This window comes from Pyxidicoccus sp. M6 (genome assembly GCF_055568925.1).
The window spans coordinates 152,919-173,560 of the sequence record NZ_CM145714.1; the positions used below are offsets into that span (position 1 = coordinate 152,919).

18 protein-coding genes are annotated in these 20,642 nt (G+C 68.2%); 11 read left to right on the forward strand and 7 right to left on the reverse strand.

Annotated features, from left to right (window positions below; translation table 11 throughout):
• Positions 1-3: 3 nt before the first annotated feature.
• A complete protein-coding gene (locus ACVTJA_RS00605) occupies positions 4-2,331 on the reverse strand; it encodes a hypothetical protein (protein WP_465832850.1) in 2,328 nt (775 codons plus the stop codon).
• On the opposite strand from ACVTJA_RS00605, the gene ACVTJA_RS00610 reads away from it, so the two are divergent.
• On the forward strand, positions 2,318-2,551 hold the full coding sequence (locus ACVTJA_RS00610; protein WP_465832852.1) for a hypothetical protein: 234 nt from the start codon (positions 2,318-2,320) through the stop codon (positions 2,549-2,551). The two genes, ACVTJA_RS00605 and ACVTJA_RS00610, sit on opposite strands and share 14 nt — an antisense overlap.
• Here the strand turns inward: ACVTJA_RS00610 and ACVTJA_RS00615 are convergent.
• The 3 genes from ACVTJA_RS00615 to ACVTJA_RS00625 all read right to left on the reverse strand — a co-directional run bounded on the left by ACVTJA_RS00615 (position 2,548) and on the right by ACVTJA_RS00625 (position 5,493).
• Positions 2,548-3,189 carry a PGRP and LysM peptidoglycan-binding domain-containing protein gene (locus ACVTJA_RS00615; RefSeq protein WP_465832853.1) on the reverse strand — a complete coding sequence of 214 codons (642 nt, stop codon included), beginning with the start codon at positions 3,187-3,189 and terminating at the stop codon, positions 2,548-2,550. The two genes, ACVTJA_RS00610 and ACVTJA_RS00615, sit on opposite strands and share 4 nt — an antisense overlap.
• A 17-nt stretch (positions 3,190-3,206) precedes the next feature.
• On the reverse strand, positions 3,207-3,788 hold the full coding sequence (locus tag ACVTJA_RS00620; RefSeq protein ID WP_465832855.1) for a carboxypeptidase-like regulatory domain-containing protein: 582 nt from the start codon (positions 3,786-3,788) through the stop codon (positions 3,207-3,209).
• Between the two features lie 568 nt (positions 3,789-4,356).
• Positions 4,357-5,493, reverse strand: coding sequence for a DUF3103 domain-containing protein (locus ACVTJA_RS00625; RefSeq protein WP_465832856.1), 1,137 nt, complete (start codon positions 5,491-5,493; stop codon positions 4,357-4,359).
• Positions 5,494-6,025: 532 nt separating this feature from the next.
• On the opposite strand from ACVTJA_RS00625, the gene ACVTJA_RS00630 reads away from it, so the two are divergent.
• From ACVTJA_RS00630 to ACVTJA_RS00655, 6 genes are all read left to right on the forward strand, one after another.
• Positions 6,026-7,123 (forward strand): sensor histidine kinase, encoded by a 1,098-nt coding sequence (locus ACVTJA_RS00630; protein WP_465832857.1) that lies wholly within the window; start codon positions 6,026-6,028, stop codon positions 7,121-7,123.
• Positions 7,120-7,896 carry a LytR/AlgR family response regulator transcription factor gene (locus tag ACVTJA_RS00635; RefSeq protein WP_465832858.1) on the forward strand — a complete coding sequence of 259 codons (777 nt, stop codon included), beginning with the start codon at positions 7,120-7,122 and terminating at the stop codon, positions 7,894-7,896. The genes ACVTJA_RS00630 and ACVTJA_RS00635 overlap by 4 nt, the downstream gene beginning before the upstream one ends.
• A 95-nt stretch (positions 7,897-7,991) precedes the next feature.
• The gene (locus ACVTJA_RS00640; RefSeq protein WP_465832860.1) at positions 7,992-9,596 is read left to right on the forward strand and encodes a serine hydrolase domain-containing protein; all 1,605 of its coding nucleotides are present in this window, start codon (positions 7,992-7,994) and stop codon (positions 9,594-9,596) included.
• Between the two features lie 80 nt (positions 9,597-9,676).
• Complete coding sequence (locus ACVTJA_RS00645) at positions 9,677-10,189, forward strand: nuclear transport factor 2 family protein (protein ID WP_465832861.1); 513 nt, start codon at positions 9,677-9,679, stop codon at positions 10,187-10,189.
• A 92-nt stretch (positions 10,190-10,281) separates the two neighbouring features.
• A complete protein-coding gene (locus tag ACVTJA_RS00650; protein WP_465832862.1) occupies positions 10,282-11,040 on the forward strand; it encodes a hypothetical protein in 759 nt (252 codons plus the stop codon).
• On the forward strand, positions 11,037-11,618 hold the full coding sequence (locus tag ACVTJA_RS00655) for a hypothetical protein (RefSeq protein WP_465832864.1): 582 nt from the start codon (positions 11,037-11,039) through the stop codon (positions 11,616-11,618). Before ACVTJA_RS00650 ends, ACVTJA_RS00655 begins: the two co-directional genes overlap by 4 nt.
• Before the next feature lie 55 nt (positions 11,619-11,673).
• On the opposite strand, the gene ACVTJA_RS00660 is transcribed toward ACVTJA_RS00655, so the two are convergent.
• A complete protein-coding gene (locus tag ACVTJA_RS00660) occupies positions 11,674-13,155 on the reverse strand; it encodes a DUF1570 domain-containing protein (protein WP_465832866.1) in 1,482 nt (493 codons plus the stop codon).
• An 85-nt stretch (positions 13,156-13,240) separates the two neighbouring features.
• On the opposite strand from ACVTJA_RS00660, the gene ACVTJA_RS00665 reads away from it, so the two are divergent.
• The 3 genes from ACVTJA_RS00665 to ACVTJA_RS00675 are packed head-to-tail and all read left to right on the forward strand — an operon-like array spanning position 13,241 to position 17,224.
• The gene (locus ACVTJA_RS00665; RefSeq protein WP_465832868.1) at positions 13,241-13,708 is read left to right on the forward strand and encodes a macro domain-containing protein; all 468 of its coding nucleotides are present in this window, start codon (positions 13,241-13,243) and stop codon (positions 13,706-13,708) included.
• Positions 13,709-13,749: 41 nt separating this feature from the next.
• On the forward strand, positions 13,750-14,310 hold the full coding sequence (locus tag ACVTJA_RS00670; RefSeq protein ID WP_465832870.1) for a hypothetical protein: 561 nt from the start codon (positions 13,750-13,752) through the stop codon (positions 14,308-14,310).
• 58 nt (positions 14,311-14,368) lie between these two features.
• The gene (locus ACVTJA_RS00675) at positions 14,369-17,224 is read left to right on the forward strand and encodes a DUF6851 domain-containing protein (RefSeq protein WP_465832872.1); all 2,856 of its coding nucleotides are present in this window, start codon (positions 14,369-14,371) and stop codon (positions 17,222-17,224) included.
• Between the two features lie 57 nt (positions 17,225-17,281).
• Here ACVTJA_RS00675 and ACVTJA_RS00680 read toward each other — a convergent pair whose 3' ends face one another.
• Both ACVTJA_RS00680 and ACVTJA_RS00685 read right to left on the reverse strand, forming a co-directional pair.
• Entirely contained in the window at positions 17,282-18,157 is an 876-nt protein-coding gene (locus ACVTJA_RS00680; protein ID WP_465832873.1) for an SDR family oxidoreductase, read from the reverse strand.
• 39 nt (positions 18,158-18,196) lie between these two features.
• Positions 18,197-18,835, reverse strand: a complete 639-nt coding sequence (locus ACVTJA_RS00685) for a TetR/AcrR family transcriptional regulator (RefSeq protein ID WP_465832874.1) — start codon at positions 18,833-18,835, stop codon at positions 18,197-18,199.
• A gap of 96 nt (positions 18,836-18,931) precedes the next feature.
• On the opposite strand from ACVTJA_RS00685, the gene ACVTJA_RS00690 reads away from it, so the two are divergent.
• Positions 18,932-20,641 carry an acyclic terpene utilization AtuA family protein gene (locus ACVTJA_RS00690; protein WP_465832876.1) on the forward strand — a complete coding sequence of 570 codons (1,710 nt, stop codon included), beginning with the start codon at positions 18,932-18,934 and terminating at the stop codon, positions 20,639-20,641.
• Position 20,642: the final 1 nt, after the last annotated feature.

The following is a 20,642-nucleotide window of genomic DNA, read 5'->3' on the forward strand; positions in this document are numbered from 1 at the left end:
GACTCAGCCTCCCTGGGCCACTGGCTCCTGGCCCATGACGAACACGCCCGGCCAGGGCTTGTTGGCGTCGTCCTTGAACTGGCGCTTCATCTCCTCCAGTTTTGGCGCGGCCATTTCGACGAGGGTGTAGTCGAACTTCTCCTTGCAGGTCTCTTTCAGGTCGCAGCTCCGGAGGAAGTCAGCCCGGAAGACCTGCGCGCGCTCCCGCAGGAACTCTCGCCTGCGTCGGAGGGTTGTCTCGTCGAGGCCCCGGGTCTTTTCGCGCTCCGCTTGTTCCTCCTCCAAGGTCTGCTGCTTCGCCTGGGCCTCTTCCAGGTCCTCCTTCTTCTTTTTCAGGCTGGACTCTAGCTCCGCGCGAGCCTTCGGGCTCAGCGGCTTCTTGCCCTTCGCTGGCACCGCGTCGAGCTGGGCCTGGAGGCGATCCACCTGCGTCTGGAGCTTCTTCACCAGGGTTGCTGCCTCGGCGATTTCGCCGGGCAGCTCGGACAGCCGGACCTCGTTCTCCGCATCCGCCGCACAGTCCAGCAAGGCCTGTCGCTGGACCGTCTGCTCCTGGATGCGCGTATCGAGTTCTTGAATCTTCGCAACCGTCTCAGGCGTGAGGGACTTCTCCCGCTTCGAGGCCAGCGCCAAGAGTTCCTTTTCTTCCTTCTTGCTCAGCGGCTGTGCTTTGGGATTGGCGGCGCGGGCCTGTGCGGTGGCCGTCTGCGCCTTGCGGGCCTCCAGTGCGTCGAGCTGTGTCTGCTCCTTAGTAGTCAGCACGAGGTCGTTCCGCTCCTTCCGCAGCTTCTCAAGCTGCGCGCCGGGCCCCTCCGCATCCTTCCGACAGTCCGCGGCCATGGCACGGTGGATGTACGGTTCCTTGTACCGGTCCAGCAGCTCCTTCTCCCCGCGCTGCATGTCGGCTTCCTTCTCGACGGTGCGCCCCGGCCCCGCCACCAGCCGTTTGCAGGCGTCAGCGCCGATGCACATCGGGTCCTTGCTGGCACACCTCCACCGCTTGCTGATGGCACTCAGGCGGATGAAGGCATTGAACTCGAAGAAGTCGGTGAACGTCTGGCAACCCTCGGACCAGGTGTTGACCTCCGCGTCGGGGCGGGCCGCGAACCCGCCCAGCTTCGTCCGGTCGTCCGACAGCGACACGTTGTGGGCTCGATGGATGTTGGTGCCGTTGATGACGTCTGTGACGACGACGCGTGCCTCTGGTGGGAGCAGGGTCCTCTTCTTGCCCCCGTCCTCCACGAGGAACACCTCTCGCGGCGGAGTGCCCGCGGGCAGCGACTTCTGTCCCTCGGGTGGTTCCTTGTCCACCAGCTCCAGGGTGGCGACGCCGGGCTCGTACTTCTGCACCGCTTCCGCTTCGGGCCAGAGCTGGCGAAGCTCTTTCGTCAGGTAGTCCTCGTCTTTTCCCTTGTCATCCTTCTCGACGAATATCCTTTCCAGCGTCTTCTGGCTGGCCATGCACAGATACTTCACCGAGTAGATGCGCATGCCCTTCTCGATGGAAGGCACGCTCAGCGCCACGGTCGCACGCGGGAAGGTATCCCCTTTGCCACCGGCCTTGTGCAGGTAGAACCGGTACGCATCTTGATGGTGTCCCACGGGGACGATGGCGCGGCCCTGCTCCACCCAGCCCTTGTGGAGCTGGGCGGTGGGCAGGTTGCCCTTCTTCACCTCGTTCTCGTACGTCTTCGCGTCGAGCGCCTTCTGCTTTTCCTCGATGAGGCCCGGATGGGTCTCCTGGACCTTCTTCGCCGCCGCCAGCTCATCCAGGCGCGCCCTGACACTCTTGATGTACGTGCCCAGGGACCTGGCATCCCGCGTCGGCGCCTCGATGCCCTCCAGCGCGGCCGGCAGCTCCGGCTTCGGCGGTTCCACGCCCTTCTTCGGCTTCGCCAGCAGGGCCGCCTGCGCCGCCTTTGCTTTCTCGTGCTCCCGGGTGAGCGCGGCCTCCTGCGGCGACAGCTTCTTCACCGTCTCGTCCGCCGCCTGCAGTTGCGCCTCGTACTTCGCCTTCTGTTCCTCCAGCGCCTCGGGTGAGTCCTCGAACCCGGGGTCGGTCGACACGGTGAACAGCCCCACCACCCACAGCCCCTGCTCGCTGCAGGCCACGTAGCGGAAGCCTCCCTGCGGCCGCTTCTCCAGCCCCGGAAGGCGGTCCTTCATGTCCTCCAGGAGCTCCGCTTCGAGGGCCTTGTTGAACGCCGGCCCGGACTCGGGCGGCAGGAGCTGGAAGAAGACAGCCATCACGTCATCGAAGCGGTTGCTCAGCGAGTCTTCCGAGCGCAGCGCCACGATGTTGAGCTGCAGGGGCGCCGTGGCGAACTTCACGTCCTTCGTGGCGGCGGTGTCCTCCACCGTCTTTCGCAGCACGCAGACGACGCAGGGCTCCTTCAGGCAGCGCGACTCCTGCAACACGAAGGGCGTGCTCGGAGGCGCCGCGATTTCGACCGGAGGCGGTGACGCAGCCGGGCCGGACGGGCTCGGCTTGGAACTGGAAGCGGTGGCGGCCAACGGGAGACCTCGAGAGAAGACGGGGAACGACGGCTAGCAGCCGTGGAGTTGCTTGAGCTTTTCCAGCGTCCTGCCCGCGGGCTCTCCCGTGACGGGCAGCCCATGGGTGGCTTCGAAGGCACACAGCGCCTGGCGCGTCCGCTCGTTCAACACGCCATCGGCGGGCCCGGGCTCGAACCCCAGGTTGCGCAGGCGGGCCTGGACGCCGGAGACACCCTGGTCCTCGGTGTCGTCCACGGGGTTGAGCGTGGCGAGCCGCAGCTCATAGGTGCGCTCCCCCACCGTGAGCCGCGCGGAGTCCTCCCTCAGGGGAAGCACCTCCTGGAGCAGCCCTTCTCCATCCGTGGCCCCTTCGATGAACTCCGAGCCGAACTCCAGCGTATAGGGCTCGTTCACGAGCGGCCTGCCAGCCGCATCCTTCAAGGTGAGGCACAGCTCCCGCACGGGCTGCTTCACCTTGAAGACATGGGCCTTTCCGGTGGAGGCGCCCAACTCCTTCAGCTCTCGCTCCGGGATGAAGAGGACGTCTCCAGGGTGCAGGATGTGTGGATGGGGCCGCTTGCGACGCAGCGCCTCGTTCTCCGGATGCTCGTAGATGCGCTTCCAGTCCTGGAAGCCATGACGAAGCGCGATGCCCATCAGGCACTCGCCCTGCTTCACCGTATGCCGTGGCATTGCTGCCTCCTCAGACGTCAGTTCCAGGTCTGGCCGTCCAACTCGGGGAAGGAGACCTTGCACTGGCCGGGATTCACGCCTTCCACGCGCGCGTAGCCATTCTTGTTGAGGGTGCCCTCACGCGTGCCGCCGTCGGGCAGCCGCACCACGTAGCGCGCGTAGGGAACGGGCTTGCCCTCGTCGTCCTTGAGCTCGATGGCCAGCCACGTCTTCTCCTCGGGAGGAGCCTGTTCGACCTTGGGTTGAGGGGGCTCGGGCCAGGCCCTGGGGACGAGCACGGGGCGCGCCACCTCCAGTGCAATCAGCTCACCCCGGGTGAAGGCATCGGAGAGCCGCTGCTTGAGGCGCTGCCCGTACCGGCCACGCTCCAGGGCGGACATCCCCAGCGGCGGGCTGCCGCCGAGCGCCTCGTAGATGGCGTACAACGTGCGCGCGGCCGGGGTGACGAGCCAGTGGTCGAGCGCCGAGGTCACGAAGACGTCCGGGACGCGTTGGCCTTCCGCCTTCATGGCCTCCGCTTCGATGGCGGGAATGATGAGCAAGGACGAGCCCTGGACCGGCAGCATCCACCGGCGCTCACTTCTCGAGGGCGACATCATGGTTGTCTCCAGAAACCGGAGTGTATTCGCGGGGGCTGACCCATGTTCGTGCCCGCATGGTGCTTTCGGGTGGGAGCCTCTTCAGGGCCACCGGGGCGCATGGGGCTCGGCTCATGGGACGCGCGCAAACATGGTCGGAGCAAAGCCTATCATTCCTCTGCAAGCCGTTGCACGCCGCCCCGAGGAACGCCCATGGTCTGTGATTTCGTGAAAGACATGCGCAGATGGAAGTTCCTGCGCGCATCTCCATGACCCGACTCCGGGTCGTGTCTCACGAACGCGCAGCCCTCTTTCCGTGGCGGGAGCCCGAAGGCCACCGCGCACACCGTGACGCATGTGTGCGACCGCGCACCGGGTGAAGCGAGGGACCCCGTGGCCCGCGTGTCAGGGGGGCCCGTGGCATCCTGGGCGCGATGCGCACGGGAATGCTCTGGAGGACAGGCTTCCTCGCTCCCGACGGCCCGATGAATCCCTCGAGGCGAGCAACTCGCCGGACTGGGGTCGAGCAGAGCCTCCTCGACCCCTCCGGCCGCCTGCGCCGGGTACAGCCCTCGGTGCCTACGCCCTGCTACTGGCTCGCGATCTCGTACGGTCTGAGCGACACCACCGCATTGCCGCGGGCTCCGCCATGGTTGGTGTAGGAGTGGTTCTTCTCCAGGGTGTAGTACGAGTCGACGTAGTCGTCGTCGTTGCTGAACCATTCACTGGGCATGCGGTCCACCAGGCCGCTGCCCAGGGCCACCAGGGCGGAGATTTCCGGCTGGCCCACGGCCGACAGGATCTGGCTCGCGACCGTGAACAGATAGCTCACCAGTTCCTGATAGTTGGTGTTGTCGTCGTGCTCCATGAGGACCACGTTCGCCGCCGCCCAGCGGTAACGGTCCCAGAAGATCAGGACTTGGTTCGGTGTGTAGGTCTTACCGTCTGTGTCCAGATAGGGCATGTCGACGATATCCAGCTGGGGCTCGTCGCGGCTGGGGTCGACTCCATTGACGATGGCATAGACCTCCGCGTTACCGGAGATCCAGGGCTCCTCGTCGTCGTTCAGGTAGATGCGGTCGAGCATCGTCACCGGCGTGCTGGTCGCCGCGGCGCTCACGCTCAGGACCGGCATGGGACGCTGGCCGAGGGCCACGAGGCGCTCGCGCATCAGCTTGATGCCCGCGACCAGGTCTCTCCGCGCGTCGATGTCCACCACGAACACCGGTTGTTCGGGCATGCGACGTACGTCAAGGCGGTGCACGCCGCCAAGGCGATCGAAGGCCTCGATGAATTGCCACTGGGAGTCATTCCCATCCGGCTCGTACGCATAGAGGGGCTCAACACCTTGCTTCAGCGCCGCCAGCATGGAGGCACTGGCCAGACGAAGCTGCAGAAGGCTGTCAACCTCGCGCTCGAGGCCCTTGAGTCGGCGAATGTTCAGGTCCGCCCGCTCTGCCACGGCCGTGACGGAGGCCTGGGCCGGCACCGTGCTCAGCCACTGCTTCAGGTCCACCGCGAGGCGCTCGTCGCTCAAGCGAGAGGTGAGCTCCCTTCGCAGCACCGCGTCCTGCTTCGCCAGGGTCAGCGCCAGCTCGCGCTTGTCGGCGGCCAGCGACACGCTGACGCGCTCTCGCAGCGCCGCTGAATTCAAGGCGGCGGCTCGGGCTTGGGGAGCTTCGCTCAGGCAAACGAACATCGCGATGACAATCCCTATCTGTTTCATTGGACTTTCCGTTGGGAGAGAGGGGAATGAGCCAGCAGCCGCGCGCGCACGGCTGCTGGCCCAGCACAATTGAACACGGCCCAAGCTCCTGAAAATAGAGAAAAGCAGGAATAATCGCTCACCGGCTCAGGCGGCGTTCGTGAAAGGTTGGACTGGGGCTTCGGCGCCATGGGATTGGCCATGGAGGGCACCTACGCCGGAGCGCGCCTGTCCGCCTTCGTCTCGGGCGCCTTGCAGCTGCTCTTCGCCACAATGGCCGCAAGGAGTCGGCTCTCGCGGCGCGCAAGCAGACCGCTCACGCGCCCGAGCCCCACAAGGCGTCCTTCCCCGTCATGGCCCTGGCCGCCCTCGGCGTGGGCGGACTCTCGGGACTCGTCGGGGGGCGGCGGTTTCCTCATCGTCCCGGCGCATCCTGCTACCGGCTCACCGCAAGTCACCCCCGTGCGCTGGAACCGCCGCGGCTCCTCGCATAAGCAGGGGCGGCTACCGGGCTGGACGAGGGGCACCTCGTGCCTCGGAGGCGTGCATGGCGATGAGCGCAACGAACGAGCCGTCGGCCAGTCCGCCGTTCTGGCTCCCACTCCTCGCGGGCCTTCCCATCACCCTCTGCATGGTGGTGATGGCGCTCCCCGCGCTGGGGGTGGGGCACGCCGTGGCGTATCGAGCGCTGTACCTCGTGGCCTATCTGGTGTGGTGCGTTCCGCTGACGGCCCTCCAGCGTGCGCTCTGGCGTCGGCGCATGCCCTGGTGGGCTTCAGCGCCCGTGCTGCTCGCGACCACCTACGCCATGTCGCTGGTGAACAACGCGCTCGGCGTGCTGCTGACGCAAGTGGCCGGCTGGGGCCTTTCGCCGTCCTTCAAGTGGACGAGCCTCTTCGGCGGGCTCGATGGCTGCTGGCTCGCGCTCATTGCCTTCTGCGCCATCCACGCCGTGGTGGCGTACTACGCCGAGCTGAAGCACGAGCAGGCCCGGCGCGAGGCGGCCATGTCCCTGGCACGGGATGCCGAGCTGCGGGCGCTGCGCTATCAGCTCCACCCCCACTTCCTGTTCAACACCCTCAACGCCATCTCCACCCTGGTCGCGGATGAGCGCAGCCGCGAGGCACGCCACATGCTGTCCAGGCTCGGGGAGTTCCTCCGGGCGACCCTGGATGGAGCGGACAGCCACGAGGTGGCGCTGGCCGACGAGCTCGCGCTGACGGAGACCTACCTGGACATCGAAAGGGTGCGCCTGGGAGAGCGGCTCGCGCTCAAGTGGAGCATCGGCCCGGATGTCCTGGATGCGCTCGTGCCGTACCTCCTCCTCCAGCCCCTGGTCGAGAATGCGATTCGCCATGGCATCTCGCTTCGGCGCCAGCCAGGGCGGCTGGAGGTCCAAATCATGCGTCAGGGCGACCGCCTGCACGTGCGCGTGGGGAACGATGGGGCACGAGAGGACGTGGCCCAGGCCGAGGAGGCCCGGCGCTCGTCGATGGTCGGACTCCGCAATGTCTCCGAGCGGCTCGCGAAGCTCCATCCAGGCAACCACACCCTCGAGGCGCGCCCGCGCGATGACGGCGGCTTCGACGTGGTCCTGGTCCTGCCATTCCGCGAAGGCGTGGTGCCTGGCCGTGAGGAGGCCGCCGCGTGATTCGGGTCGCCGTCATCGATGATGAGCCCCTCGCGCGCGGCGGTGTGAAGGTGCGGCTCGCCGCGCATCCCGACCTCGAGCTCGTTGGCGAGTACGGGGACGGGGTGTCGGCGCTCGAAGGCATCACCACGCACGCGCCCGACCTGGTGTTCATCGACGTGCAGATGCCTGGAATGAGCGGGCTGGACGTGCTCACCGCCCTGCCGGCGAAGCAGCGGCCGATGGCCATCCTGCTGACCGCCTACGAGCAGTTCGCCGTTCGCGCCTTCGAGGTCCACGCGCTCGACTACCTGCTGAAGCCCATCGATGACGACCGCTTCGCCGAGGCGCTCGAGCGAGCCCGCCAGGGGTATGCCTCTCGCTGTCGCGAGCTGGCGGAGCGCCGGGACCGCCGGCCCGAGGAGACCTTGGACCCGCCGGTGTACGCGACGCGTTTCGAGGTCCGCATCGGACGGCGCGTCGTCTTCATCGACGCGGCGGACGTGCAGTGGATTGAAGCGGACGGCGACTACGCCACCCTGCACGTGGGTGAGAGCACGTACCTGCTTCGAGAGTCCCTGAACCGGCTGTCCCAGCAGTTGGACCCGGCCCGCTTCGTCCGGGTGCACCGCTCGGCCATCGTCCGCATCGACTGCGTCGCGGAGCTGCGAGCGCTGTCCAACCGGGATGCCATGCTGCGGCTTCGCGACGGCACTCCGATTCGCGCCAGCCGCACCTATATCGAGCCGCTGCTCGAGCTCCTGCGGGGCCCGTCAGGCGCTGCCTCGCGCTGAGCTCGAACGGTTCGGCGCAAGCCGGGCACGGCTCGCAGAAGGGCGCTCCAGGGTGGCGCGGACCCTCGCTATGTCTGGGTTCAACCCACGAGGACATGACGATGGAGACCCACGACAACGTTGATACGGCCGGTGGCGGGCGATGGGGCGCGCCCGGGAAGACGAGGCTGGCGCTCATCGCCTCCGCACTGCTGACGGGATGCATGCCCGCCAGCAACACGGTTGCCGTGCGGCCCACTCAAGCGGGGGGCTCCACGCCGCTGGCCGCGCTGGAGCACGGGCTGCGGCCCACCACGCTGAAGGCCGGCGAGCCGTTGCCGGGTTGGTCCCTGCGGGAGCGCATGGCCCACTACCACGTGCCCGGCGTCGCCATCGCCGTGTTGAAGAATGGCGAAGTGGTGCACGCCGAGGGCTTCGGCCTGCGCGAAGCCGGCACCCACGATGCCGTCGATGCGGACACGCTCTTCAACGTGGGGTCCATCAGCAAGGTCATCACGGCGGCCGTCTCCCTGCGACTGGTGGCCCAGGGCACGGTCGACCTCGATGCGGGAGTCGACACCTGGTTGAAGTCCTGGCGCATTCCACCAGCTCCCGGGATTCCCAATCCGGTGGTGACGTTGCGCATGTTGATGTCACACACGGCGGGCCTCTCCGTTCATGGCTTCCCGGACTTTCTTCCCGGCGAGGCGCTGCCGACGTTGCTGGACACACTCGACGGAGTGTCACCGGCAAGAAACGCTCCGGTGCGTCTCCAGCACGAGCCCGGCCGGTACTACGACTATTCGGGTGGCGGGACCACGGTCGAGCAACAGGTCATCGAGGACGTCACCGGCTCGCGGCTCGAAGCCGTTGCACGTCACCAGGTCTTCGCTCCGGTGGGCATGAGCCGCAGCACGTTCGAGAGTCCCCTGTCGGCGGCACGGGGCAACATCGCCAAGGCGCATGATGGACAGGGCACACCCACGGCGCTGCCCCGGGGCTGGCAGACGTTTCCACAGGAGGCGGCGGCGGGCCTGTGGACGAGCGCGAAGGACCTGGGCGCATTCGTCGGCGCGTTGCTGAAGAGCTACCAGGGGCGGGGCGCGGTGCTGCCGCAAGCCCTGGCCACACAGATGATGACCGAGGTGTCGCCGGGCCGGCATGGCCTGGGCCCCCGGCTGGATGGCATGGGCGCGACTCGCATCTTCCATCACGGTGGCTCCAACGACAGCTACCACGCGTGGCTCGAGGGCTACCTGGAGACGGGTGATGGCTTCGTCATCCTGACCAACGGCGAGAATGGCTGGCAGTTGCGCACCGAGATTCGCAATGCGCTCTCGGATGCCCTCGGCCACGGCGTCAATCCGCTGGTCCGCACCCTCGCGGTGCCTCCGGGAGGCATGACGCCCGAGGACTATGCGGGCACGTACCGCGCCGATACCGCGGTTCCCATGGAGCATCGCGGCTCGCTCCTCGACATGTTCGATGTCGAGACGCTCGAAATCTCGGTCACCGCGGAGGGCATGTCGGTCAGCATCCCGGACGAGACGGGACGGCTCCTGCCGCTGACGCCGACGCGGTTCTTCGCGCCGACCGTCTTCGGCACCCAGTTCGAGTTTCATCGAGACGCCCACGGCACCGTCCGGGCCTTGAGCGTGGAGCTCGGCTCCTCGCGCGCCTACTACCGCCGCCAGATGCCGGGGCCCACGACCGAGCGCTGAACCGCGCGGTGATTTCCGTAGAGAAACCCGCCCCGAATCAACCCTGTCGACGCCCGGCTTCCCGGGCGCTGGAGAATCTCATGACCTTCTTCCGGCTCATGCTCGTCTGCCTGTTGTCTGTTCCTGTCTCGAGTCTGGCGGAACCGGACGATGTGGCGGCTCACACGCGGCGGATTGAAGCCGTGATTGAGGACTTCCGTACCGCCATCATCCACAAAGACAAGGAGCGATTCCTTGGACTGTTCCTGCACGAGCGCATTGCCTGGCAGTCCGTGCTGAGTGACGAGAGCCTTCCGCGCGTCCGTCGAAAGCGCCCTGACGCCACCAAGGTCCGGGTGGAGCCCGGGAACAATCACCTCGAGTTCATCGACTGGATTGTCTCGGGGAAGGAGCAGCGCGAGGAGAAGTTCTCCAACATCCGCATCGACACGGATGGCGAGGTCGCATCGGTCTCCTTCGACTACAGCTTCCACGTCGACGGACGGATGACCAACTCCGGCAGGGAGTCCTGGCACCTGGTGAATACGGGAGGAGGCTGGAAGATTGTCTCCGTCATCTGGTCCACGCGCCTTCCGCCAGAGCCCGCGAAGTAGCGACGTGGAGCGCACGCGTGCGGCTGCGCACCGTGTGAAGCGAGGGACCTCCTGGCGTGGGTGTCAGGCGGTCCAGTAGCATCGCGGTCACGATGCGCCCGGGAACGCTCTGGAGGTCAGGCATCCTCGCCGTGCTAGGCCTGGGCTGTTCGTCATCCCAGGTCTCCGACCCCGACATCGTGCGGCCGGCGCCCGGAGCGCCGTTCCTGGAGAAGATTCCCGGACCGCTGCTTGGGCCCTTCGACTCCTACTCGGATGCGCTCCTCTCGGCCTGCCAGCGGATTCTCTCGAAGCCCCATGCGAGTGCCGGGCGCAGGGACCATCAGGACTTCCAGACGCGATGGCGAGTCTCCAGCGAGTACTGTGCCTGGCTGTATTACACACCGGACCAGCAGTACGTCGTCAGCAAGCTGACGGACCAGTCGAGGGTGGACCCCACGCAGCGCAGCAAGAGTTGTCTCCTGCCCTCAACAGTCGAGGATGCGCGCTACCCGCCCGACAGCATCAAGTACGTCTATGCCCTCCACAATCATCCGTACGGAAGTGAGCTCACGGACCGCGATATCCGCTTCATCATCTCGGAGGGCGCGGCGCATGGTTTCGAGGTGGAAACGAGGGATGGACGACTCCGGCTCTCGGTGGTGGCGTTCTTCTCCAACCATGTCGCGGAGCCCAGGTGTGATGGCTTCCACCAGTACATTCCGATGACGGGGCAACTGCTGAAGTGGACCCGGGCGGAGGGCGGATGGAGTTGCGAGCAGACGGGCTCCGTCGTGTGGAACTCCGATGACGGGGAGGACTTCTCCATCCGCAAGATGAGTCAGCCTTGCACGGGGAGGAGTCCTCCATGAGGCGTCTGCGTGTTGTCGCTGCTGCCGTGGTGCTCTCCGGTTGCGTGCGGGCTCCGGGGTGGCACCCAACCTCCATCGAGGAAGACACCTCCATCGTCTTCCCCAACTTCCACGAGCACGCGGCAACACGGGCCGGTGCGGAGGGCCAGCCCTACGAGTTGGACGGTGCAACGCTCCAGGCCCTCTCGGTCGCGGCCAATGACTTCCTGCCACCTGACGCGCGGGAGAAGTCCTGCTGGAATCGACAGGAGTCGTACCTCTATCGGGTCATCAAGCAGGGGGGCCTCATCTTCGTGGACATCAGCGCCGACCCTGGTGCCTGTCAGCCCGGTCCGCGGATGCTGGATGGCGGAGTGAAATACGCCATCAACCCCGATGGTCGCATCCTCCGCCGTCTCTTCGATGGTGAACCCGAGGCGCTTCCCATTCCCGAGGTCGCGGACGCGGGGCCATCGTCATCCACGCCTGTGCCGGCCAGCCGGATCGGCGATACCTCATGGGGTGAGCCGCAGCCTCTGCCTCCGCGCTGGTTGGACGGAGGCTCTGGAAGGACGTCTTCAGTCGACGGTGGCACGTAGCGCCCGGCCCACGCGCTTCGCTCGGGAAGGCGGGGCGGGCGCCACGGCCATCCGCTCAGGGCTTCGTCGCCGCCGTGCCGCCGCACTTCGCCTGGTAGCGCTGGAGCCGCTGCATGAGCAGCTGTCGCGCCGCGTCCGAAGTGTTCTCGTGCAGCATGTCCAGCGCGCGCCGCTGCATTCCCAGCGCCTCCGGGCAGCGGTCGAGCTGGAACAACAACGCCGCAAACGTGTCCAGGATGGCCGGGTCTCCTGGCTCCAGTGACACCGCCTTCTGCGCCGCCGCGAGCCCCTTCGCCGGCTCCTGTCGCTGCACGTAGTACCACGCCAGGTTGTTCAGGATGCGCGCGTCGTCCGGCAGCAGCTCCGCCGCACGCTTGCGCGCCTCCTCGAGCTCCTTCGCCTCGGCGCCCTCCGCCCCCAACTCCTCAGCCAGCAGGTCCCACGCACGGCCGTTGTCCGGATTCGCCTTCACCACCTCCCGCACCGAGTCCAGGGACACCGTGTTCCCTTCGAGCCCGGCCGCCACAATCGTGGCGCTGACGCTCATGGGGTTCTCCTTCAACCCCTGCGCCGCCTCCCGCTTCGCGTGCTCCTGGCGCTGCTCCTGCGTCAGCGCTCCCGGCGCCCGTAGGTACAGGGTGGCCCGGATGGCGTGCACGTCCGCGGCGTCCAGCGGCCGCACGTCCACCTGCGTCGGCACCGGCGGCAACTCCATGGTGAGGACGCTGTAGCGCCCGCCCGTGGCGTACGTCACGATTCCGCTCTCCCAGTCCTGCACGCCCTGGAACGAGGCCTCGAAGGCCCGCCTCGGCTCCTCGGCGCGCGCCAGCCGCATCTGGAAGTCCTCGAAGCGCTCCGGGTACATGTTCATCAGGTAGTGCACCCACATCCACGCGGAGGCGTAGTGCGCCTGCTGCTCGCTCTGGCTCTGCAGGCCCCGCTGCTCCCAGTTCCAGAGGTCCTCGAGCGGAAGGATGCCGTGCTCGCGCACGTAGCCCAGGTTCCACCGCTGGGGCCGGCCGAGCACCACCTCGTTGGTGCTGACCTTGATGTGAATCGTCTCCAGGTACTGCGCAAGTCCCTCCGCCAGCCAACGGGGCTGGCGCAGCAGCACGAAGGTGCTCAGGTAGTGCGCCAGCTCGTGCGTCTGGAGGCGCAGGTCCGGCGAGTCATCGAGCACATAGCCATTGCCCGCCATGGCCATCAGCGGCCCCCGCTCCGTGGTGCCCGCGAAGCCAGCCGCGTGGCCCTGGGTGAACTCGTCGAGCTCGTCCTGGTTGCGCACCAGGATGACCTGCACCGTTCCGGGCGGGTCGAAGTCCGGGCCCCAGGCCAGCAGCAGCGCGCGCCGGTACTTCTCCAGCTCCATCGCCGTGGTCTTCGCCGCGTCGGGCGACAGGTTCGTCTGGATGTGGAAGTGGGCGCTCCGGACCTCGGACCAGGGACGCCCGCCCTCCTGCGGGCAGAGGGCCCGTGTCCCCGCGCAGCCCGTGGCAATCACCAAAGACAGACACGCCAACGCCATGCTCGATTTCATGTGCGGCGTTCTGCCACGGGTGTCGTGGTCTTGAACAGGGGCGCTCCGTCGCAATTCAAGACACCGCCGCGGTAGACTCCCGCTCATGCCCGTCCAAGTCGTCGAAGGAGACCTGCTCGAACAGAAGGTGGAGGCCATCGTCAACGCGTGGAACCGGAACATCATCCCCTGGTGGCTGCTGATGCCGCAGGGCGTGTCCGGAGCCATCAAGCGCAGTGCGGGGCTGGGCCCCTTTCGCGAGCTGGCTCGCGTGGGGCCGATGCCGCTCGGCTCGGCGGTGGTGACGTCCGGGGGGCGGCTTCCCCACAAGGCCATCATCCACGTCGCCGGCATCAACATGTTCTGGAGGGCATCCCAACGTTCCATCCAGGACTCCGTGCGCAACGCTTTGGCCCGTGCCCGTGAGTACGGGCTGTACTCCCTGGCGTTCCCGCTCATCGGCGCCGGCTCGGGAGGCTTCGATGAGGATCGCGCCCTGGAGTTGATGCGCCAGGTCCTGGATGCCGAGGCCGGTGAGCTGGACGTGCGCGTGGTCCGCTTCCACCGCGGCTGAGCCACCCCGCGCGGACTTCAACCGGGTCACGAAACTCACGTATGCTGCTGGAAGCGGCCGGCAGCCTCGGAGTCTTCGCGTTGAACCCCCTCTCGTTCTCGGATTCCACCCGCCGTGTCCGCACGGTGCGCGGTGCACTGTGTCTCGGCTGGCTCGCTCTCTGCCTCGCTCTCGCGGGGTGTCCCGGTGAGCCGGACGGGCCGCTCCGTGAGATGGAAGTGGGCACGGGCCTCAGCTTCATGCCCATCGAGGAGGGCGCCACGCTGGAGCTGAACTCCGGCGGGCAGGGCAGCCAGCACGTCTTCGTCTCGCTGCGCGCCTGGGAGCTCACCAACATGAAGTCCGAGGTGAAGCTGTCCCTGGAGCGCGTCTCCGACGGAGAGCAGCTCTCGGCGCCCTACAAGGTCAACCTGCGCTTCAGCCGAGGCATGCAGGAGGGCGAGCCCGCGACGCTCGAGGGACTGCTGCTCGTCGTCACCGACCCGGCCGAGGCCGTGGGCCGCGAGGTCCGCATCAACGCCTCCTTCGAGAGCGACGACGGCGAGCACGGCACCGACTCGCGCACCGGCACGCTCCAGTGGGCGGAGAACGCCTTCCCGTAGGCCCGACGTCGCACCCTCGCAGCAGTCCCACACCCCTCGCGAAACGCAGGAGTCGCTCATGCCGCGGCATCCCCACACCCCTTCCACGCCACGGGTCCGTCCGCGCCGTGGCCTCTTCCTCTCCCTCATGCTGGGCGCGCTGCTCACCGGCTGCCCGGACGAGCCCGACCCCATACCGGAGCCGCTCGTCTGGGCCACCGTGGCGCAGGTGCGTCCGGAGGCTCTGCTGGGCATCTCCGGCCGCTCGGCGAAGGACGTGTGGGCGGTGGGCGCGGACCGGGGCCAGGGCCCCAGGGTGCTGCACTACGACGGCACCGCGTGGAACGAAGTCCTCACGGGCCTGCGTGGAGACCTGTGGTGGGTGCACGCCTTCCCGGATGGCCCGGTGCTGATGTCCGGAGGAAACGCCACCGTCCTCCGCTACGAGAACGGTGCCTTCACGCGCATGCACACGCCGGGGCTCGCGCGGCACACGGTGTACGGCGTCTGGGGCTCGCGGCCGGATGACCTGTACGCGGTGGGTGCCATCTCCGACCGGAGCGGCTTCATCTGGCACTACGACGGCACGCAGTGGAGCGAGCTGCCGCTGCCGCTCGCGGACCTGCCGCGCACGGCGGACGGAGACATCCCCGGCTTCTTCAAGGTGTGGGGCACCGGAAGCGACGTGTACGTGGTGGGCGCGCAGGGCGTGGTGATGCGCTCGCGCGGAGGCGGTGCCTTCACGGTGATTCCCACCGGCACCACGAGCCGTCTCTTCACGGTGCACGGCGGCGGAGGTGTCGTCGTGGTGGTGGGCGGCGAGGGGCAGGGTGAAATCCTGGAGCTGGACGAGACCGCCGGCCGCTTCGTGAGCCGCGCGCCCGAGGGCACTCCGCTCATGCAGGGTGTGTCCATCTCCGGCGACGGCACCGGCTGGGCCACGGGCTTCCGAGGAGAAATCTACCGGCGCTCGGAAGGGAAGTGGGCGCAGGCGGACATCGAGGTCACCGCGCCGGTGGAGTCGCTGCACGCTGCCTGGACGGACCCGGAGGGCGGCGTGTGGGCCGTGGGCGGAAACGTGCTGTCAGGCGGGCTGGACGCCGGTGCGCTGTTGCACCGCGGCGCGGAGGTGCCCCTCGTGCACGAGGTGGTGACACCGCTTCCCGTGCCGGTGGTGTGCCCGAATGAGGCGGTGGACCCGCGTCCCTCGGGCAGCATCGCGCGCCGCTGGAACGAGCAGCTCCTCAATGCCATCCGCCGCGACATCCCGCGTCCGACGGTGCACGCGCGCAACCTGTACCACGTGTCCGCGGCCATGTGGGACGCGTGGGCCGCATACGACGCGACGGCGGACGGCGTCTTCGTGCACGAGAAGTACACCGCGCAGGACCTCGCGGTCGCGCGGGCGGAGGCCATCAGCTACGCGGCCTATCGCGTGCTCGTGCACCGTTACGCGAAGGCCACGGGTGGGGCCGTCTCCGCGGCGTGCTTCCGTGAGTTCATGGGGCGGCTCGGCTACGCGCCGGACGACACGGTGACGACGGGGGACAGCCCGCGAGCCCTGGGCAACCGCATCGGCCAGGCCATCATCAGCATGGGCGCGGACGACGGGGCCAACGAGCAGAACGACTACAAGGACACCACTGGCTTCCAGTTCGTGAATGCGCCCCTGGTGGTGGACTCGCCGCAGGTGACGCTGGCGGACCCCTCGGTGTGGCAGCCGCTCAACCTCGCGGTGTCCGTCACGCAGAACGGCATCATCACGACGTCGGGCGTGCAGGGGTACATCGGCGCGCACTGGAAGAACGTGACGCCATTCGCGCTGAAGCGGCCGGAGGGCGGCGGGCTGTACCGGGACCCGGGAGCGCCGCCGGTGTTCGGCGCGGAAATGCGCTCGCACGTGGTGGAGGTGCTGCGCAAGGAGAGCTGGCTCGGCAGTGACGAGCTGATGGACACGTCGCCCGGCTCGCTCGGCAACAACAACCTGGGAACGAATGACGGCACCGGCCGCGCGGTGAACCCCATCACCGGCCAGCCGTATGCACAGCGCCTGGTGCGGCGCGGGGACTTCGGCCGCGTGCTCGCGGAGTTCTGGGCGGATGGTCCGAAGTCGGAGACGCCGCCGGGACACTGGAACGTGCTCGCCAACGGCGTGGCGGATGCGCCGGGCTTCTCGCGGCGCCTGTTCGGCACGGGCCCCGAGTTGGACCCGCTGGAGTGGGACGTGAAGGTGTACCTCGCGCTCAACGGCGCGGTGCACGACGCGGCCATCGTCGCGTGGGAGGTGAAGCGGGCCTTCATCGCCGCGCGGCCGCTCTCGCTGATTCGCTACATGGGGAAGCTGGGCCAGTCCACGGACCCGAGCGGCCCGGCGTACAACGCGGATGGCCTGCCGCTGGTGCCGGGGCTCATCGAGGTGATTACGGCGGAGAGCTCGGCGCCGGGACAGCGGCATGCGCACCTCGCGCGCTTCGTGGGGCAGGTGGCGGTGCACGCGTGGCGGGGCGAGCCGGGAGACCGGAAGAACGAGGTGGGTGGCTCGGGGTGGATTCGCGCGGTGGAGTGGATGCCGTATCAGCTCCGCACCTTCGTCACGCCGGCCTTCCCGGGCTTCATCTCCGGGCACAGCACGTTCAGCCGCGCCTCCGCCGAGGTGCTCACCGCGCTCACCGGCAGCGAGTACTTCCCCGGCGGCCTGGGCGAGTTCGTCGCGGGCGCCAACGCCTACCTCACCTTCGAGCGTGGCCCGTCCACCGAGGTGCGGTTGCAGTGGGCCTCGTACTACGACGCCGCGGACCAGGCGGGACAGTCGCGCCTGTGGGGTGGCATCCACGTGACGCCGGATGACTTCATCGGCCGCCGGTTGGGCAGCAAGGTGGGCCTGTCATCCGTGGCCCGCGCGCGCACGTTCTTCGACGGAACCGCGGTTCCCTGAAACGACGACGGGCCCCGCTGCGTGAGAGCGGGGCCCGTGCGGGGACTTCCGCGCGGTCTACTTCTTCTCGCCGCTGAGGATGCGCGGGGCCTGCGCGCGGTGGAAGCCCTCGTAGGGCTTGGAGGCGGTGGTCTCCTCCAGCGGGTAGATCTTCGTGTTGCACGAAGCGCCACCGTCAATCTTGATGCACGAGCCGGTGATGAACGCGGCGGCATCGGTGAGCAGGAAGACGATGGCGGCGCTCACCTCGGACTCGGTGGCCAGTCGATTCAGCGGCACTTCCTGCTTGAGCAACGGAATCAGCGCCTTGACGCCCTCGTCCTGGTAGCTGTCCATGCCGCTCGAAGTCACCCAGCCGGGAGCCACGGCGTTGACGCGCACGCCGGACGCGGCCCACTCGACGGCGGACGTCTCCGTCAGGTTCATCATGCCCGCGCGCGCCGCGCCCGAGTGCCCCATGCCCGGCATACCGCCCCAGAAGTCCGCGAGCATGTTGACGATGGAGCCGCCATGGCTGCTCATCGACTGGAGGTACACCTCGCGAGCCATCAGGAATCCGCCCGTGAGGTTGGTGGACACCACCGCGTCGAAGCCCTTCTTCGAGATGGCCGCCAGCGGCGAGGGGAACTGACCACCCGCGTTGTTGACGAGGCCGTGAATCTGCCCGCGCGCCGCGACGATGCGCGCCACGGTCTCCTTCACGCCGTCCTCGTTGCGGATGTCGAGCACCTCCAGCGAGCACTGGCCGCCGTCCTCGCGAAGCTCCGCCGCGACGGCCTCCAGCTTGTCCGCCTTGCGGCCCACGAGGACGACGTGCGCGCCCAGCGACGCCAGCTCGTGCGCGGTGCAGCGGCCGATGCCGCTCCCGCCACCCGTCACGATGATGTTGCGGTCCTTGAAGCAGCCCGGCGCGAAGAGAGAGCGGTAGCCCATGTCACCTCCAGATGTGGCGTGTTCCTGAAAGTCGAATCGTCAGTCCCTGCGCGAGCCCGGCGTGCGCCGGGCCTTGAGCGCCGCGTCCAGCGTGCGGGCCCACCGGTGGAGCACCTTCTTCCGGCGCGCGCTGTCGTCGTGCAGCAGGTTCGCCAGCGCGAGCCCGCGGATGAGGTCCAGCGTGGCCTGCACCAGCTCGCGGACCTCCGGGTCCTTGTCGTCCACGTCGAGCAGCTTCACCGTGAGCCGGTGCACCTCGCGGCCGGTGCGCGCCTCCAGCGGCGTGAGCTGCGCGCGGAGCTCCGGGTCCGCCGCCGCGGCCACCCAGAGCTGCACGGCGGCGATGAAGAGAGGGCTCGTGTAGATGCCCGCGAGCATGTGGAGGATGGCCTCCGTCCGCCGCTCGTCCGCCGGCAACTGCGCCGAGCGGCGGAGCACCTCCTCCGCCTGCTGGCTGCCGACGTACTCCACCGCCGCCGCGACGAGGTCCGCGCGGGTGGGGAAGTGGTGCTGGCATGCGCCGCGAGACACACCCGCGCGCTCGGCAATCACGGTCATGGTGGCGCCCGCCCACCCCAGCTCGCGGAGGGCGCCAATCGCCGCCTCCATCAGCCGCTGGCGGGTGACGCGGCTGCGCTCCTGCTCCTGTCTGCCCGTCGCGCCGGATGACTCACTCACACCCTGGAGGATGAAAGTCGGTCCGGAAAAAAGCAAGCGCGCTTGCTTTTTTTGACGCGGGCTCCCACACTGCCTGCGACTCTGGATGGAGAAAGCATGAGCGCGTCCCCCCTGCGTGTCGGCAATGCCTCGGGCTTCTACGGAGACCGCTTCTCGGCCGTGAAGGAGATGCTGGAGGGCGGGCAGCTCGACGTCCTCACGGGCGACTACCTCGCCGAGCTGACGATGTTGATTCTCGGCCGGGACAGGATGAAGGACCCGGCCACGGGCTTCGCCAAGACGTTCCTCAAGCAGATGGAGCAGTGCCTGGCGCTGGCCTTGGAGAAGAAGGTCAAGGTCGTCGCCAACGCGGGAGGGCTGAACCCGGCGGGGCTCGCCGCCGCGCTGCGCGAGGTGGCGGGCAAGCTCGGCGTGAAGGCGAAGATTGCGCACGTGGAGGGAGACGACCTCTCCGGCAGCGCGGATGAGCTCGGGTTCGGCAGCCCCATCACCGCCAACGCGTACCTGGGCGCGTGGGGCATCGCCGAGTGCCTGCGCGCGGGCGCGGACATCGTCGTCACCGGACGCGTGACGGACGCGTCGCTGGTGGTGGGCCCGGCGGCGGCGCACTTCGGATGGAAGAAGGATGAGTGGGACAAGCTGGCCGGAGCCATGGTCGCCGGCCACGTGCTGGAGTGCGGCACGCAGGCGACGGGCGGCAACTACTCGTTCTTCACGGAGGTGGACGCGCGCCGGCCCGGCTTCCCGCTGGCGGAGCTTCACGAGGACGGCAGCTCGGTGATTACGAAGCACCCGGGCACGGGGGGCGCGGTGACGGTGGACACGGTGCTCGCGCAGCTCGTGTACGAAATCACCGGGGCCCGGTACGCGGGGCCGGACGCGACGGCGCGCTTCGACAGCATCTCGCTGTCCTCCGAAGGCAAGGACCGCGTCCGCATCTCCGGCGTGCGCGGTGAGCCGCCGCCTCCCACGTTGAAGGTGTGCCTCAACAACCTCGGCGGATATCGCAACGAGGCGAACTTCGTCCTCGTCGGGCTCGACATCGAGGAGAAGGCCCGCCTCGTCCGAGCGCAGCTGGAAGCGGCGATGAAGCACAAGCCGAAGGAGGTCCACTGGACGCTCGTCCGCACGGACCGCGAGGACGCGGCCACGGAGGAGCAGGCCGCCGCCTTCCTCCGCGTGGTGGTGAAGGACGCCGACCAGAAGCTGGTGGGCCGCGCCTTCAGCGGCGCCGCGGTGGAATTGGCGCTCGGCAGCTACCCGGGCTTCACCATGACGGCGCCGCCGTCGGACGGTGCGCCGTACGGCGTCTACACGCCGGCCTACGTCGATGCGCGCAAGGTGGAGCACGTCGCCGTGCTCCCGGATGAGACGCGCACCGTGATTCCGCCCTCGGAGAAGACGCTGGCCCTTGCTCCCGTGGAGCCGTCCGAGCTTCCGGCGCCTCTGCCTTCAGGGCCGACGCGCCGCGTACCGCTGGGCCGCATCGTCGCCGCGCGCAGTGGGGACAAGGGCGGCACCGCGAACATCGGCGTCTGGGCGAGGACGGACGAGGCGTGGCGCTGGCTCGCGCATACGCTCACGGTGGAGAAGCTGCGCGAGCTGCTCCCCGAAACGGCCGCGTTCCCGATTGAGCGTCACGTCTTCCCGCACCTGCGGGGGCTGAACTTCGTCATCGACGGAATCCTGGGTGAGGGCGTGTCGTCGTCCACGCGCTTCGACCCGCAGGGCAAGGCGCTGGGTGAGTGGCTCCGCTCGCGTCACATGGACATTCCCGAGTCACTGCTGCGCGAAGGGCAGGGGTGAG

Coding starts and splice junctions, on each gene's coding strand:
- ACVTJA_RS00615 (WP_465832853.1), bottom strand. CDS start 3,189: ATGCCACGGCATACGGTGAAGCAGGGCGAGTGCCTGATGGGCATCGCG.
- ACVTJA_RS00620 (WP_465832855.1), bottom strand. CDS start 3,788: ATGATGTCGCCCTCGAGAAGTGAGCGCCGGTGGATGCTGCCGGTCCAG.
- ACVTJA_RS00625 (WP_465832856.1), bottom strand. CDS start 5,493: ATGAAACAGATAGGGATTGTCATCGCGATGTTCGTTTGCCTGAGCGAA.
- ACVTJA_RS00630 (WP_465832857.1), top strand. CDS start 6,026: ATGAGCGCAACGAACGAGCCGTCGGCCAGTCCGCCGTTCTGGCTCCCA.
- ACVTJA_RS00640 (WP_465832860.1), top strand. CDS start 7,992: ATGACGATGGAGACCCACGACAACGTTGATACGGCCGGTGGCGGGCGA.
- ACVTJA_RS00645 (WP_465832861.1), top strand. CDS start 9,677: ATGACCTTCTTCCGGCTCATGCTCGTCTGCCTGTTGTCTGTTCCTGTC.
- ACVTJA_RS00650 (WP_465832862.1), top strand. CDS start 10,282: ATGCGCCCGGGAACGCTCTGGAGGTCAGGCATCCTCGCCGTGCTAGGC.
- ACVTJA_RS00655 (WP_465832864.1), top strand. CDS start 11,037: ATGAGGCGTCTGCGTGTTGTCGCTGCTGCCGTGGTGCTCTCCGGTTGC.
- ACVTJA_RS00660 (WP_465832866.1), bottom strand. CDS start 13,155: ATGAAATCGAGCATGGCGTTGGCGTGTCTGTCTTTGGTGATTGCCACG.
- ACVTJA_RS00665 (WP_465832868.1), top strand. CDS start 13,241: ATGCCCGTCCAAGTCGTCGAAGGAGACCTGCTCGAACAGAAGGTGGAG.
- ACVTJA_RS00670 (WP_465832870.1), top strand. CDS start 13,750: ATGCTGCTGGAAGCGGCCGGCAGCCTCGGAGTCTTCGCGTTGAACCCC.
- ACVTJA_RS00675 (WP_465832872.1), top strand. CDS start 14,369: ATGCCGCGGCATCCCCACACCCCTTCCACGCCACGGGTCCGTCCGCGC.
- ACVTJA_RS00680 (WP_465832873.1), bottom strand. CDS start 18,157: ATGGGCTACCGCTCTCTCTTCGCGCCGGGCTGCTTCAAGGACCGCAAC.
- ACVTJA_RS00690 (WP_465832876.1), top strand. CDS start 18,932: ATGAGCGCGTCCCCCCTGCGTGTCGGCAATGCCTCGGGCTTCTACGGA.